General features: G+C 57.5%; 9 protein-coding genes and 1 pseudogene. All 10 read left to right on the top strand.

The window, feature by feature from the left end; all coding sequences use genetic code 11:
* Positions 1–82: 82 nt before the first annotated feature.
* A complete protein-coding gene (locus NQE15_RS01530; protein WP_265945896.1) occupies positions 83–1,168 on the top strand; it encodes a pilus assembly protein PilM in 1,086 nt (361 codons plus the stop codon).
* A complete protein-coding gene (locus tag NQE15_RS01535; protein WP_265945898.1) occupies positions 1,165–1,734 on the top strand; it encodes a PilN domain-containing protein in 570 nt (189 codons plus the stop codon). Before NQE15_RS01530 ends, NQE15_RS01535 begins: the two co-directional genes overlap by 4 nt.
* Positions 1,731–2,408: a type 4a pilus biogenesis protein PilO gene (locus NQE15_RS01540; RefSeq protein WP_265945900.1), complete on the top strand. Its 678-nt coding sequence runs from the start codon at positions 1,731–1,733 to the stop codon at positions 2,406–2,408. Before NQE15_RS01535 ends, NQE15_RS01540 begins: the two co-directional genes overlap by 4 nt.
* Positions 2,405–2,950: a pilus assembly protein PilP gene (locus NQE15_RS01545; RefSeq protein WP_265945902.1), complete on the top strand. Its 546-nt coding sequence runs from the start codon at positions 2,405–2,407 to the stop codon at positions 2,948–2,950. Before NQE15_RS01540 ends, NQE15_RS01545 begins: the two co-directional genes overlap by 4 nt.
* Complete coding sequence (gene pilQ / locus NQE15_RS01550) at positions 2,947–5,064, top strand: type IV pilus secretin PilQ (protein ID WP_265945904.1); 2,118 nt, start codon at positions 2,947–2,949, stop codon at positions 5,062–5,064. Before NQE15_RS01545 ends, pilQ begins: the two co-directional genes overlap by 4 nt.
* Positions 5,065–5,183: 119 nt before the next feature.
* A complete protein-coding gene (locus NQE15_RS01555; RefSeq protein WP_265950084.1) occupies positions 5,184–5,672 on the top strand; it encodes a shikimate kinase in 489 nt (162 codons plus the stop codon).
* A complete protein-coding gene (gene aroB, locus NQE15_RS01560) occupies positions 5,669–6,769 on the top strand; it encodes a 3-dehydroquinate synthase (RefSeq protein ID WP_265945906.1) in 1,101 nt (366 codons plus the stop codon). Before NQE15_RS01555 ends, aroB begins: the two co-directional genes overlap by 4 nt.
* A gap of 175 nt (positions 6,770–6,944) precedes the next feature.
* Positions 6,945–11,578: pseudogene (locus tag NQE15_RS01565) on the top strand (glutamate synthase-related protein).
* On the top strand, positions 11,578–13,044 hold the full coding sequence (locus NQE15_RS01570; RefSeq protein ID WP_265945908.1) for a glutamate synthase subunit beta: 1,467 nt from the start codon (positions 11,578–11,580) through the stop codon (positions 13,042–13,044). Before NQE15_RS01565 ends, NQE15_RS01570 begins: the two are co-directional and overlap by 1 nt.
* Positions 13,045–13,208: 164 nt before the next feature.
* The gene (gene rocD / locus NQE15_RS23760) at positions 13,209–15,299 is read left to right on the top strand and encodes an ornithine--oxo-acid transaminase (protein ID WP_323054940.1); all 2,091 of its coding nucleotides are present in this window, start codon (positions 13,209–13,211) and stop codon (positions 15,297–15,299) included.
* Positions 15,300–15,311 lie beyond the last annotated feature (12 nt).

Consider the following 15,311-nt stretch of genomic DNA (forward strand, 5'->3'; position numbering starts at 1 on the left):
CTAGAGCTTGTTGCTAGCATCTGAAGTAAATTATTGGTTGTTTTGCTAACCTCGTATTCCGTAAAGACTTTTTGGGGGTCTGGTGGGCTTCGATATCTCCGCGTTGTTAAATCCCAAGGCGCGTTCCTTGCTCGGTTTGGACATTAGTTCCTCCGCAGTCAAGATGGTCGAATTGACCGCCAATGGGAAGGACGGCTACCGTGTCGAGCGCTACACCATCGAGGTGTTGCCCAAAGATGCGGTTTCCGATGGCAATATTGCCAATCTGGAGGGGGTGGTCGATTGCGTCAGGCGGGCCTGGAAGCGCTTGGGCACGTCGACCCGCAATGTCGCAATGGCCTTGCCCGGCTCGGCAGTAATTACCAAGAAAATCATCGTTCCAGCAGGGTTGCGCGATGAAGAACTGGAGGCTCAGGTTGAATCGGAAGCCAATCAGTACATTCCATTTTCTATTGATGAAGTCAATCTGGACTTTCAGGTAATTGGCCCGGCTCCTTCTGTGCCGGATGAACTGGAAGTTCTGATCGCCGCCTCGAAGAAAGAGCGTGTTGAGGATCGGGTTGCGGTAGCTGATGCGGCCGGACTCAAGGCGGTGGTCGTGGATGTCGAGTCCTTGGCTGCCTTGTCGGCGTTTGAGTTGATTGAGCGGCAGTTGCCGGAGTCAGGTAAGAATCAGGTGGTTGCCCTGATAGATTCCGGGGCCAATGTCATGAACCTCACTGTCTTGCGTAACGGTCAACAGGTCTATTCTCGCGAGCAGGCATTTGGCGGCGGGCAATTGACTCAGGATATTTCCCGGCATTACGGCATGAGTTACGAGGATGCCGAGGCGGCCAAGCGTGCCGGAAACCTGCCTGAGGGTTATGAGGCCGAGTTGCTCAATCCCTTCATGGAAAATCTGGCTCTCGAAGTGTCGCGCGCTTTGCAGTTCTTCTTCACATCGACACAATACAATCAGGTTGACCACATCGTGCTGGCCGGCGGATGTGCAGTTATCCCCGGGATTGACGAAATAGTCGCCACCCGGACTCAGGTCAATACGCTGATTGCTAACCCGTTTGCCAATATGGTTCTCTCCGACCGCGTCAAGGCGAAGAGTCTGCTGGCCGACTCCTCCTCGTTGATGGTGGCCTGCGGCCTAGCTTTGCGGAGGTTCGATCCATCATGATTCGCATCAACCTCCTGCCGCATCGCGAAGAGGCGAAGAAGGCCAAGCGCGAGCAGTTTTTTGTACTCGTAGGCTTGGTGGCCATACTTGGAGCGCTCATCGTTTTTGCCGGGTATACGCTGATTTCGACGGCAATCGACAATCAGGTCGGTAAGAACGATTTCCTTAAGAAAGAGATTGCAGTTCTTGATAAAGAACTGGATCAAATCAAGCGTCTTAAGGAACAGACGCAGGCACTTCTCTCACGCAAACAAGTCATTGAGAATCTTCAGAGAGATCGGGGTGAAACGGTTTATCTATTGAGCGAACTTGTCAAACAGGTGCCCGAAGGGATCTACCTGAAGTCTCTCAAGCAGGATGGTTTGAAGGTAAATATCAGTGGTTACGCGCAGTCGAATGCCCGTGTCTCAGCGCTGATGAGAAATCTTGAAGCTTCTCCGTGGCTGGAAAGTCCGCAGCTGATTGAGACCAAGGCTGGTGTGCTTAATGGTCGTCGAATCAACGAGTTTGGGATGAATTTCACCCTGACTCGAGTCAAGCCGGAAGAAGCAAAGGGGGCAAAATGAACGCAAAAGCCATTTCTCTGCCCACCTCGATGCCAAAGGTAGATTTTCAGGCTATCGCCAATGATTTCAGGTTCATGAACCCGAATGATCCGGGTGCCTGGCCTTTGATTCCAAAAGTTACTGTACTCGCAGGTTTGTTGCTGGTCATCTTGCTGGCCGGTTGGTGGTTTCTCTGGAGTGATCAGCTGATCGAGCTGGAAACCAAACAACACGAAGAGGAAACCCTCAAGCAGCAATATCTGGAAAAAAAACGTCAAGCCGTCAATCTTGACCTCTATATCCAGCAATTGGCTGAGATCGATCGCTCTTTTGGGGCACTATTAAAGCAACTTCCGAACAAATCGGAAATTGAGGCTTTGCTTATTGAAGTAAATCAAGCTGGCTTGGGGCGTGGATTGCAGTTTGAATTGTTCCGTCCTGGTCAAGAACAGATCAAAGACTTTTATGCTGAATTGCCGATCGCTGTAAAGATTAACGGGTCGTACCACGATTTTGGCGCATTCGCAGCCGACATTGCGAAATTGCCGCGAATTGTGACCCTTAACAATATCTCGATCGCGCCAGCAAAGGATGGGGGGCTATTGTCCCTTGATGCCACGACCAAAACTTTCCGTTATTTGGATGAAGAGGAAATCGCCAGGCAGAAGAAGCCGGCACAAGGAGCGAAGAAGTGAAGCGAATATTTCTTATCGCCTTGTGTGGTGCTCTCGGAGGTTGTTCCGGCGGGGACCACGAAGATCTAAGGCAGTGGATGGCGGACAATACGAAGGACATGCGAGGAAGTGTCCCCAAGCTGCCCGAGGTGCTGCCCTATCAGCCTGTTCCATACGACGTGGAGGGGGTTCTGGATCCGTTTAAACCAAATAAGATTGAGCCCGAATCCAAGTACAAGCAGGCAGCAGGAAAGGGCGGAGCTTTTCAGCCCGATTTTGAAGCTCGTGAATTGCGCAATAGTTTGCTTGAGAAATATCCCATTGAGTCGCTCAAGATGATCGGATACCTGAATGTCAATAATCGACCGATGGCCGTGATTCAGGTGGATGACAAGGTCAAGCAGATCAAGGTGGGTGATTATATCGGCCTCGATTTCGGGATGGTGACGCAGATTTCCGACAAGGAAATTGAACTGCGCGAATTGATTCAGGATTCTGCCGGTGACTGGAGTGAGCGCAAGAGTTCGCTTTACCTGCAGAGCAAGGAGGGAAGCAAGAAATGAAATTTATCAACTATGCACTGCTTGCAGCTTCGGCCTGCCTTGCCTTGATCTCGCCGGTAAGCGCTCAAGACGCTGCCACTAATACCATAGAGGCAATCAATGTCGCCAAGCAGGGTAACGACATTGCCGTCAAGATTGACCTCAAGTCGCCTCTGACTGTGCCTCCGGCTGGATTCAGCGTGGCCAATCCTGCAAAAATTGCCCTCGATTTTCCTCTGACCACTAATGGGTTGGGGAAAAATAGCCAGGGCATTAACGAAGGTGATCTTCGTAGTCTGAATATTGTGCAAGCGGGAGAGCGTACTCGCTTGGTACTAAATCTCGTGCGCAATATGAACTACACAACGCGTCTGGATGGAAAGTCGATTTACGTAACCCTATCGCCGATCGCGCGGGTCGGCGATAGCGTGCAACGCGTTACTCGATTTGCCGATGAACGTGTCTTTGGCAGTAAACATGCGTTGCAAGACGTTCAGTTTCGTCGCGGTAAGGATGGCGAAGGGCGAATTATTGTTGATCTCAGCGATGCCGGAGCAGGCATCGATATCCGGCAACAAGGGGCAAACCTGATCGTTGATTTCATTAAGACCTCAGTTCCTGAACATCTACGCCGCAAACTTGATGTTACCGATTTTGCTACACCGGTTACCAGCGTCGAAACGCGGGCTCAGGGCGACAATGTACGCATGATAATTTCTCCCAAAGGCCAATGGGAGCACAACGCTTATCAGAGTGACTCTCAGTTTGTCGTCGAGGTTAAACGCATTGTCGAAGATCCGAATAAGTTGGTTCAGGGTACGAAGGTTGGTTATCAGGGGCCGCGCGTCAGCATTAATTACCAGAATGGCGATGTCCGTGCCTTGTTGCGACTGATGGCTGAAGAGTTGGGGCTGAATGCGGTGATTAGTGAAACAGTCACCGGAACTACCACCCTAGTGCTTAAGGATGTTCCGGCTGATCAGGTCATCGACATCATTTTTCAGCAAAAGGGCCTGGATATGCGCAAAAAGGGCAATATCATCATGATTGCCCCGCGCGACGAAATTGCGACCCGTGAAAAGCTGGAATTTGAATCCAAGCAGCAGATCAGTGATCTGGAGCCAATAAAACTCGAACAATTTGTTCTGAATTATCAAAAGGCGACCGATGTGGCGCGTCTTCTTGCCGGATTGGCTCCAGCAGGGGGGGGGGTCGCAGGACCCGCACAGCGAATTTTGAGTAAACGTGGTAGTGCGGTCGCAGATCCCCAGTCCAATATCCTTTTTGTCAATGACATTCCTTCTAAACTAGATGAGATTCGTTTATTTATCAGCGCAATTGATATTGGAGCGCGTCAGGTCCAGATTGAAGCGCGGATCGTTGAGGCTAATGACAGCTTCAAGCGTGATTTGGGAGTAAAGCTGAATTTTATTAATTCAAAACCTATCCAGGCGGGCGGGAGTGGGATTTTCGGTGTGGGGGGGACCATGACGCCACAGATTGGCACTACGCCCGCCACCTTGGTTCAAAACTCTAACATTGGAGTTAACCTGCCAATATCGCAAACAACCGGTGGAACGTTGGCATTTTCCTTATTTAATTCATCAATCACGCGAATTCTAAACCTTGAGCTAGCTGCGCTCGAATCGGATGGGGTGGGGAAGATTATTTCTAGTCCCAGAGTGGTCACGGCAAATAATGTCAAGGCCAAAATTGAAGATGGTACCGAAGTTCCCTATGTAACCCCGCAGGCGTTGGGGGCACCAGCCACCGTCACCTTCAAATCGGCGAAATTGAGTCTGGAGGTCACTCCCCAAATTACACCAGAGGGGGCTGTAAAAATGCTGCTGGTGGTCAAAAAGGAGGAGCCGGATTTTACCAATGTCGTGCAAGGAAACCCTCCGTTAAAAAGCTCGATAGTGGAAACTACTGTTGTGGTCGAGAATGGTGGCACGGTAGTAATTGGTGGGGTTTTTATCTCCAGTAACCAGGGTACGATTAATAAAGTCCCGCTGCTCGGGGACATACCGTTCTTAGGCTGGTTGTTTAAGTTCAAAGAAGATGTTAATAATCGTCGAGAATTGCTGGTGTTCATTTCTCCATCTGTGATTTCAGACAAGATGCGCCTCAACTGACTTTCAGCTGACTTCTTTTGATTAGAAAAGCCGGCTTAGCCGGCTTTTTTTGCGGTTGGCTGGGACTCGGATAGAATCCGGTCGTGGAAAATCGTCGAAATATCTATCTGGTCGGCCTGATGGGGGCCGGTAAAACCACCGTGGGGCGTCAGTTGGCGAAGCGTTTGGGGCGGACTTTTTATGATTCCGACCATGAAATCGTTGCGCGAACCGGAGTGCCCATTCCGACGATTTTCGAGATCGAAGGAGAGGATGGGTTCCGGCGACGCGAAGCGCAGGCGATCACGGAACTCTCGAGTGAGGAAAATATCGTCTTGGCAACCGGCGGAGGCGTTGTTCTGAACCCAGAAAATCGCCGTCGCTTGCATGATACGGGTTGGGTGGTCTATCTGAATGTGCCGCCGGCGCTACTGTATGAGCGAACTCGTCATGACAGAAATCGCCCGCTACTTCAGGTTGCCGATCCATTGGCTCGACTGGAAGAGCTTTATGCCATCCGTGATCCCCTCTATCGGGAAACCGCACATTTTGTGGTTAACGGAACCCACCTCGTTGCCTCCGGAATCGTACAGAATCTACTGCGCGAATTTAACCAATTGGGCCAATGATGACTCAGACATTGAATGTGGAGCTCGGCGAGCGCTCCTATCCGATTCATATCGGCTGTGGATTGTTGGCGGAAGTCGACTTGCTTGTTTCGCACCTGAAACAGAAAAAAGCCGTGGTGGTAACCAATGCCACGGTCGCTCCGCTCTATCTCGACGCCCTGCGAGCGACGTTGGAAAAAGGCGGCGTAACGACAATTCCGGTGATTCTGCCGGATGGCGAACAGTACAAGACATGGGAAACGCTCAATCTGATCTTCGATGCCCTCCTTACTGCTCATTGTGAGCGGAGTACGACCCTGATTGCCCTGGGTGGAGGAGTCATTGGTGATATGGGCGGGTTTGCTGCTGCCTGTTATCAACGTGGGATGCCTTTCATCCAGGTCCCGACGACCCTGTTGTCATTGGTTGACTCTTCTGTTGGTGGCAAGACGGCAATAAACCACCCGCTGGGCAAGAACATGATTGGGGCTTTTTATCAGCCCAAGTTGGTACTGGCTGACATCTCGACACTCGATACCTTGCCTGATCGCGAATTGAAGGCAGGTCTGGCGGAGGTGATCAAGTATGGGTTGATCCGCGATCCCGACTTCTTTGCCTGGCTGGAGGTCAACCTCGAGCGCCTTCTGGAGCGCGACAAGGAGGCATTGGCCTATGCTGTGCATCGCTCCTGTGCCAACAAGGCGGAAGTGGTTGCAGCAGATGAGCGCGAAAGTGGCGAACGTGCGCTGCTGAATCTGGGTCATACCTTCGGCCATGCAATTGAGACCGGCTTGGGGTATGGGATATGGTTGCATGGAGAAGCGGTGGCTGCCGGCACGTTAATAGCGGCGGAACTGTCGTCGAAGATGGGTTGGTTGGCACCTGATGCGGTGTTGCGGATCGAGAACTTATTTGTTCGGGCTGGTCTACCCGTGCACGGGGTAGCTTTGGGTTCGGTTCGCTATCTCGATCTAATGCGTCACGACAAGAAGGTGCTGGACGGCCGGATGCGATTGGTCTTGTTACGGTCGATTGGCGAGGCCGTAATGTCGGATGAGGCGAGCGAGCCCCAGATACTGGCGGCTATCGAAGCGCGATGCACCCCGACGGGGAGGTAGTGAGGGGTACTGCGCCGCGCTGCTGCGTTGCAGCATCTTGAATTGACAGCGTTTTGCCGGTATATTTGATGGTTGCCTCAAAATTTCCTACAGGCCGGCACAGAAATTATGTTGCTCGGCTTTTTTCATCATTGGTCACTATTCACTGGCCAAGTTATTTGAAGGAATGCGTGTGATGGAATCGGCGGTACCTGAGCGGCAGGGTTTGTACGACCCAGCCAACGAGCACGATGCTTGCGGTGTGGGTTTTGTTGCCCATTTCAAAGGCCAGAAAAGTCATAGCATCGTCGAGCAGGGTTTGTTGATCCTGAAAAATCTCGATCACCGCGGTGCGGTGGGTGCCGATCCCCTGCAAGGTGACGGGGCCGGCATTCTTATTCAGATTCCTGACCAGTTTTACCGTGAAGAAATGGCGAAGCAGGGCGTTACGCTGCCGCCGGTTGGTGAGTACGGTGTCGGCATGGTTTTCCTGCCGCAGGAAGCTGCTTCCCGCCACGCCTGCGTCGAGGAAATCGAACGCTCGGTCAAGGCCGAAGGTCAGGTGCTGCTGGGCTGGCGCGAGGTGCCGGTTAATCGCGAGATGCCGATGTCGCCGACCGTCCGAGCCAAGGAGCCGGTGATTCGCCAGGTCTTCGTTGGCCGCGGCCCCGATGTCTTCGTGACCGATGCCCTCGAACGCAAGCTCTATATCATCCGCCGGCGTGCCGCCAATGCGATCAAGTCGCTCAAGCTCAAGCACGGCCAGGAATTCTACGTACCCTCCTTCTCTGCGCGTACTGTCAACTACAAGGGCTTGCTGCTGGCCGACCAGGTTGGGGTCTATTACCTCGACCTCCAGGACAAGCGCAGCGTTTCCGCGCTCGCCCTGGTGCACCAGCGTTTCTCGACCAACACCTTCCCGACCTGGGATCTGGCTCACCCCTTCCGTTACATCGCCCACAATGGCGAAATCAACACGGTGCGCGGCAACGTCAACTGGTTCAAGGCACGCGAACAAGCCATTTCTTCCCCGATTCTCGGCGACGACCTGAAGAAGGTCTGGCCGCTGCATTACCCCGGCCAGTCCGATTCGGCCTCGTTCGACAACGCCCTCGAATTGCTGGTCATGGGCGGCTATTCACTGGCCCAGGCGATGATGCTGATGATCCCGGAAGCCTGGGAAAAGCACACGACAATGGACGAGAACCGTCGCGCCTTCTACGAGTACCACGCCGCGATGATGGAGCCCTGGGACGGCCCTGCCGCCGTAGCTTTCACTGATGGCCGTCAGATCGGTGCGACGCTCGATCGCAACGGTCTGCGCCCGGCACGTTATCTGGTCACCGATGACGATTTCGTGGTCATGGCCTCTGAATCCGGCGTGCTGCCGATTCCGGAAAAGAAGATCGTCAAGAAGTGGCGCCTGCAGCCCGGCAAGATGTTCCTGATCGATATGGAACAAGGCCGCATCATCGACGACAAGGAGCTCAAGGATTCTCTGGCCAAGGCCAAGCCGTACCGTGAGTGGATCGAGAAGATCCGGATCAAGCTCGACGAAGTTCCGGCCCCGGCTGAAAAGACCGATGCTGCAACCTCGCCTTTGCTCGATCGCCAGCAGGCCTTTGGCTACACCCAGGAAGACATCAAGGTCATCCTCGAGCCGATGGTCCAGAACGGCGAGGAAGCCACCGGTTCGATGGGGACCGACTCCGCCCTGCCGGTTTTGTCCTCTAAGAACAAGACGCTGTACGCCTACTTCAAGCAGCTGTTCGCCCAGGTGACCAATCCGCCGATCGACCCGATCCGCGAGGAACTGGTCATGTCCTTGGTCTCCTTCGTCGGCCCCAAGCCGAACCTGCTGAATACCACGGACATCAATCCGCCGATCCGTCTCGAAGTCTCCCAGCCGGTGCTGACCTGCACCGACATGGAGAAGCTGCGCCACATCCAGAAATACACCTCCGGCAAGTTCAACTCCTTTGAGCTGGACATCTGCTATCCGGTGGCATGGGGCAAGGAAGGCGTCGAAGCCCGCCTCGCCTCGCTGGCGGCTGACGCCGAAGATGCCGTGCGCTCCGGTGCCAACATCCTGATCGTCTCCGACCGCAAGGTCGATGCCGCTCACGTGGCAATTCCGGCACTGCTCGCCACTTCCGCCATCCACCAGCATCTGGTCAAGAAGGGCCTGCGCACCAGCACCGGTCTGGTCGTCGAAACCGGCTCGGCGCGTGAAACGCATCACTTCGCGCTGCTCGGCGGTTACGGCGCCGAAGCCGTGCATCCCTACCTAGCCCTCGAAACCATCGAGGCGCTGGCCAAGGGTGATGCCGAGAAGGCCGACAAGTACGTCAAGAACTACGTCAAGGCGATCGGCAAGGGCCTGAACAAGGTCATGTCCAAGATGGGCATTTCGACCTACATGTCCTACACCGGCGCTCAGATTTTCGAAGCGATCGGCCTGCAGAAGGATTTCATCGAGAAATACTTCACCGGCACGCCTTCCAATATCGAAGGGATCGGCGTTTTCGAAGTTGCCGAGGAAGCCATTCGTCTGCACGATGAAGCCTTCTCCGATGACCCCGTACTTTCCTCAATGCTCGATGCCGGCGGCGAATACGCCTTCCGTACCCGCGGCGAAGAGCACATGTGGACCCCGGATTCGATCGCCAAGCTGCAACATGCGACGCGTTCCGGCAAGACTGAGACCTACAAGGAATACGCCAAGCTGATCAACGACCAGACCAAGCGTCACCTGACGCTGCGCGGCCTGTTCGAGTTCAAGCCGACCGGCACCGCGATTCCGCTCGAAGAGGTTGAGCCGGCCAAGGAAATCGTCAAGCGTTTCGCCACCGGCGCCATGTCGCTCGGCTCGATTTCGACCGAAGCCCACAGTACGCTGTCGATCGCTATGAACCGCATCGGCGGCAAGTCGAACACCGGCGAAGGCGGCGAGGATGCCAAACGTTTCGCCCCGGTCAAGGGCGGCACGATGCTCTCCGAAGTGATCGGCAAGAACCGCATCGAGCGCGATATCGAACTGAAGGATGGCGACTCCCTGCGTTCCGCCATCAAGCAGGTCGCTTCCGGCCGCTTTGGCGTGACCACCGAGTACTTGGTCAATGCCGACCAGATCCAGATCAAGATGGCGCAAGGCGCCAAGCCGGGTGAAGGCGGTCAGTTGCCGGGGCACAAGGTTTCCGAGTACATCGGCTTCCTGCGTCACTCGGTGCCTGGCGTTGGCTTGATTTCGCCGCCGCCGCACCATGACATCTACTCGATCGAAGATCTGGCGCAGTTGATCCACGACCTGAAGAACGCCAACTCGCGGGCTTCGATCTCGGTCAAGCTGGTTTCCGAAGTCGGCGTCGGCACGGTTGCCGCCGGCGTCGCCAAGGCCAAGGCCGATCACGTCGTGATCGCCGGCTTTGACGGTGGTACCGGTGCTTCGCCGCAGTCCTCGATCAAGCATGCCGGTACGCCGTGGGAACTCGGCCTCGCCGAAACCCAGCAGACCCTGGTTCTCAACCGCCTGCGCAGCCGCATCCGTGTTCAGGTCGATGGCCAGATGAAGACCGGCCGCGACGTCGTCATCGGCGCCCTGCTCGGTGCCGACGAGTTCGGTTTCGCCACCGCGCCGCTGGTTGTCGAAGGCTGCATCATGATGCGCAAGTGCCATCTGAACACCTGCCCGGTCGGCGTTGCCACCCAGGATCCGGAACTGCGCAAGCGCTTCACCGGCCAGCCTGAGCATGTCGTGAACTACTTCTTCTTCGTTGCCGAAGAAGTGCGCGAAATCATGGCCCAGCTCGGCATCCGCAAGTTTGACGATCTGGTGGGCCGCGTCGACCTGCTCGACACCCGTCCTGGCATCGAGCACTGGAAGGCCAAGGGCCTCGATTTCTCGAAGATTTTCTTCCAGCCCAACGTGCCGGCCAGCGAGCCGCGCCGTCAGGTCGAAGACCAGGACCACGGTCTGGCCAAGGCTCTCGATCACAAGCTGATCGCTCAGGCCAAGCCTGCCCTCGAAAAGGGCCAGAAGGTCCAGATCGAAACCTCGATAATCAACGTCAACCGCACCTGCGGCACCATGCTCTCGGGCGAAGTTGCCCGTCGCTACGGTCACGCCGGCCTGCCGGACGACACCATCCACGTCAAGCTGACCGGCACTGCCGGCCAGAGCTTCGGGGCCTTCCTGGCCAAGGGGTGACGCTGGAACTTACCGGCGAAGGCAACGACTACGTCGGCAAGGGCCTCTCCGGTGGCCGTCTGATCATCAAGCCGAGCCCGGATTTCCGCGGCAACACCCAGGAAAACATCATCGTCGGCAACACCGTGATGTACGGTGCCATCGCCGGTGAAGCCTACCTGGCCGGTGTCGGCGGCGAGCGCTTCGCCGTTCGCAACTCCGGCGGCACGGCCGTCGTCGAAGGCGTCGGTGACCATGGCTGCGAATACATGACCGGCGGTACCGTGGTCGTGTTGGGGATGACCGGGCGCAACTTCGCGGCCGGCATGTCGGGTGGCATCGCCTACGTGCTGGACGAGGATGGCAGCTTCAAGAGCCGTTGCAACCTGGCCCAGGTCGCGCTCGAGAAGGTCTTGCCGGCCAGCCGTCATGCCGCTGGCGAGCCGTTGCATCGTGGTCTGGCCGACGAAGTTCAGCTCAAGGAGCTGATCACCCGTCACCTCGAATACACCGGCAGCGCGACCGCCAAGGCCATCCTGGGCAACTGGGATGCCTACCGCGAGAAGTTTGTCAAAATTTATCCGCACGAGTATAAGCGGGCGCTCACCGAGATGGCCGCTGCTGCACAGAAGGAGGCCGCATAATGGGCAAGCCGACTGGATTCATGGAATTCGAACGCCTTTCCGAGGCGTACGACCCGGTCGAACAGCGTCTGAAGCATTACAAGGAATTCGTTCATACCCTGAACGACGAGGATGCCAAGACCCAGGGCGCACGCTGCATGGATTGCGGCATTCCGTTCTGCAACAACGGCTGCCCGGTGAACAACATCATTCCCGACTGGAATGACCTGGTTTACCGCGGCAACTGGAAGCAGGCGCTGGAAGTCCTGCATTCCACCAACAACTTCCCCGACTTCACCGGTCGCATCTGCCCGGCACCCTGCGAAGCCGCCTGTACGCTGACCATCAACGCCGCGCCGGTGGGTATCAAGTCGATCGAGCACTTCATCATCGACAAGGGCTGGGAGTCGGGCTGGGTCGTGCCGCAGCCGCCGAAGAGCAAGACCGGCAAGAAGATCGCCGTCGTCGGTTCCGGCCCGGCCGGCCTGGCCGCCGCCCAGCAACTGGCGCGTGTCGGCCATGCCGTGACTGTGTTCGAAAAGAGCGACCGTCTCGGCGGCCTGCTCGCCTACGGCATCCCCGACTTCAAGCTGGAAAAGACCGTTGTCGACCGCCGTATTGCCCAGATGGAAGCCGAAGGCGTTACCTTCAAGACCAAGGTCGTGGTCGGCAGCAAGGATCTGCCAGCCGGCATCAACAACGATGCGGCAGAAGTCGTCTCGGCTGATCAGTTGAAGAAGGATTTCGATGCGGTGATCCTCGCCGCCGGTGCCGAAGTGCCGCGCGATCTGCCGGTGCCGGGCCGTGAGTTGAAGGGTATCTACGCCGCGCTGGAATTCCTGATTCCGCAGAACAAGGAAGTCCAGCAGGGCAAGGCCAATCCGATCAACGTCAAGGGCAAGCATGTCATCGTCATCGGTGGCGGTGATACCGGCTCCGACTGCGTCGGTACCTCCAACCGTCATGGTGCCGCCTCGATCACTCAGTTCGAGCTGATGCCGATGCCGCCGGAAGAGGAAAACAAGGCGCTGACCTGGCCCTACTGGCCGTACAAGCTGCGCACTTCTTCGTCGCACGATGAAGGTTGTTCCCGCGATTTCGCGGTGGCGACCAAGAAGTTCATCGACGACGGCAAGGGCAACGTCAAGGCGCTGCAGGCCGTTCGCGTCGAGTGGAAGGACGGCAAGATGGTCGAAGTCGCCGGTTCGGAATTCGAACTGCCGTGCGACAACGCCTTCCTGGCCATGGGCTTCACCAATCCGGTGAGCAGCCTGCTCGAAGCCTTCGGCGTCGCCAAGGACAACCGTGGCAACGCCAAGGCGACGACCGATGGTGACGGCTGCTATGCCACCAATGTCGCCAAGGTCTTTGCCGCCGGCGACGTCCGTCGTGGTCAGTCGCTGGTCGTCTGGGCGATCCGTGAAGGTCGTCAGGCGGCGCGCGAGGTCGATCAGTTCCTGATGGGCGCGACCACGCTGCCGCGCTAAACCGTACCGCACCCCAAAAGAGCCCCGCCGGTCATGAAGCCGGCGGGGCTTTTTGCTTTCTGGAGAATATGCCCCTAGATTTCAGATTGACCGAACCTGGCTGGTTCGAAGCAGTCAAAGAGGCGTAAGACAGGCTTCTCTGGCAGGCTGAAAGGAGTCGCATCATGCGCAGGCTCATCTCCCTCAACCCGACGGTGCGTTGCATCGGGGTGGCCAGTTGTCTGGGCGCGCCAGTTGTCGGCTGCGAAGGCGGTCCCGAAAGCCTCAAGCGCGCAGCGCTGTCGTCGGTCATTCGCCATAACGGACTCGAAGCCTACTGGCCGGATATGCTGATTCCCGAGCCGTCGGCCACGGCACTGAATTACTTGTTGAACCGCGTGGCCGATGCGACAGCTGCTGCCCTTGCGGCGGGTGATCGGCCGCTGGTCATCGGCGGTGACCACAGCATGGCTGCCGGAACCTGGCGCGGCATCGGTCGCGCCCTCGGCGCGGCACCGGGACTGATCTGGATCGATGCCCACCTCGATGCCCATACCCCGGCCAGCAGTCCGTCCGGGAACGCTCACGGCATGCCCCTGGCAGCCTTGTTTGGAATGGGCGATCCGCTGATGACCGATATCCCGGGGCCGATCCTCGATCCGGCACGGACTGTGGTGATCGGTATCCGCAGCTACGAAACGGCGGAACGCGAACGTCTGGTGGCACTGGGTGTGCGCCTGTATGAGATGGCCGAAATTAACGAGCGTGGCCTGCCCGAGGTGTTTGCCGAAGCCCGCGCCGTGGTCGCCAACGGACCGTGGGGCATCAGCCTTGACCTTGATGCGATCGATCCCGGGCATGCGCCGGGCGTGTCGACCCCGGTCGCCGGTGGCCTGATGCCGGAGGCCCTGGAGCAGGTCTTGCGCGGCGCCCTGCGCGAGCGCAACTGCGTCGGCCTGGAAATCGCCGAATACAACCCGCTGGCCGATCCCGACGGCCGGACGGCGAGACTGGTTCTCGGCCTGATCGACTCCGCCGCCGCCCCTGATGGCGCTACCTTGCGGCGCTGGGAGGCCGGCTTCGGCGCCAACAACTATGCGCCGCTGCCGGTCGTCCTCAAGGAAGGGCGCGGTTGCTGGCTGACCGATGTCGACGGCAAGCGCTATCTCGACCTGATGTCGGCCTATTCGGCGACCAGTTTCGGCCATGCCCATCCCCGCCTGCTGGCCGCCATGAACATACAGGCGGGGCGTCTGGCGGTGACCTCGCGGGCTTATTCCAACGATCGCCTGCCGCTGTTCCTGCGCCGCTTGGCCCTGCTCACCGGTTACGAAAGCGTGTTGCCGGTCAATACCGGCCTCGAGGCCGTCGAAACGGCGCTCAAGGCGGCCCGCAAGTGGGCCTACAAGATCAAGGGCGTGCCGGAAAACCAGGCCGAGATCATCGCCTGCGACGGCAATTTCCATGGCCGCTCGATCACCATCGTCGGCCTCTCGTCCGAGCCCCAGTATCAGGACGGTTTCGGCCCCTTCCCGCCCGGCCTGAAGCGCGTTCCCTACGGCGACGCGGCGGCGCTGGCGGCGGCGATCACGCCCAATACGGCGGCTTTCCTGGTCGAAGCGATCCAGGGCGAGGGTGGCATCATCCTGCCGCCGAACGGTTATCTGGCCGCCTGTGCCGCCATCTGCCAGCGCCACGACGTCCTGCTGCTGGTCGACGAAGTGCAGACCGGGCTGGGCCGCACCGGCAAGTTGCTGGCCTGCCAGCACGATGCGGTTCGTCCCGACGGCATCATCCTCGGCAAGGCGCTGGGCGGTGGCCTGCTGCCGATCTCGGCCTTTCTCGCTGACGAACGGGTGATGCAGGTGTTCACACCGGGCGACCACGGCTCGACTTTTGGGGGCAATCCGTTGGCGTGCAGCGTCGCCCTGGCGGCATTGGATCTGCTGGAAGAGGAAGGCCTGATCGAAAAATCCGCACGACTCGGCGAACTTTTGCTCGCCGGACTACACCAACTGGCAGAGCATGCGTCAGTGATTCGGAGTGTGCGCGGTCGCGGTCTGTTTGCCGGTATCGAACTCGATCCCGAGCAGGCCGAGGCGAGTAAAGTCGCCGAGGCCCTGCTGGGCAATGGCGTGTTGACCAAGGATACGCACCGCACGGTGCTCCGCCTGGCGCCACCGCTGTTGATCAGCGAGGACGAGTTGGCCTGGGGCCTGGCGCGCATCGCCGAGGTATTGAACAATATTTCCAGCCGCCCGCGTCTGGTGGCATAAGCCAAACGGCCA

This window comes from Dechloromonas sp. A34 (assembly GCF_026261605.1).
Lineage (GTDB): Bacteria > Pseudomonadota > Gammaproteobacteria > Burkholderiales > Rhodocyclaceae > Azonexus.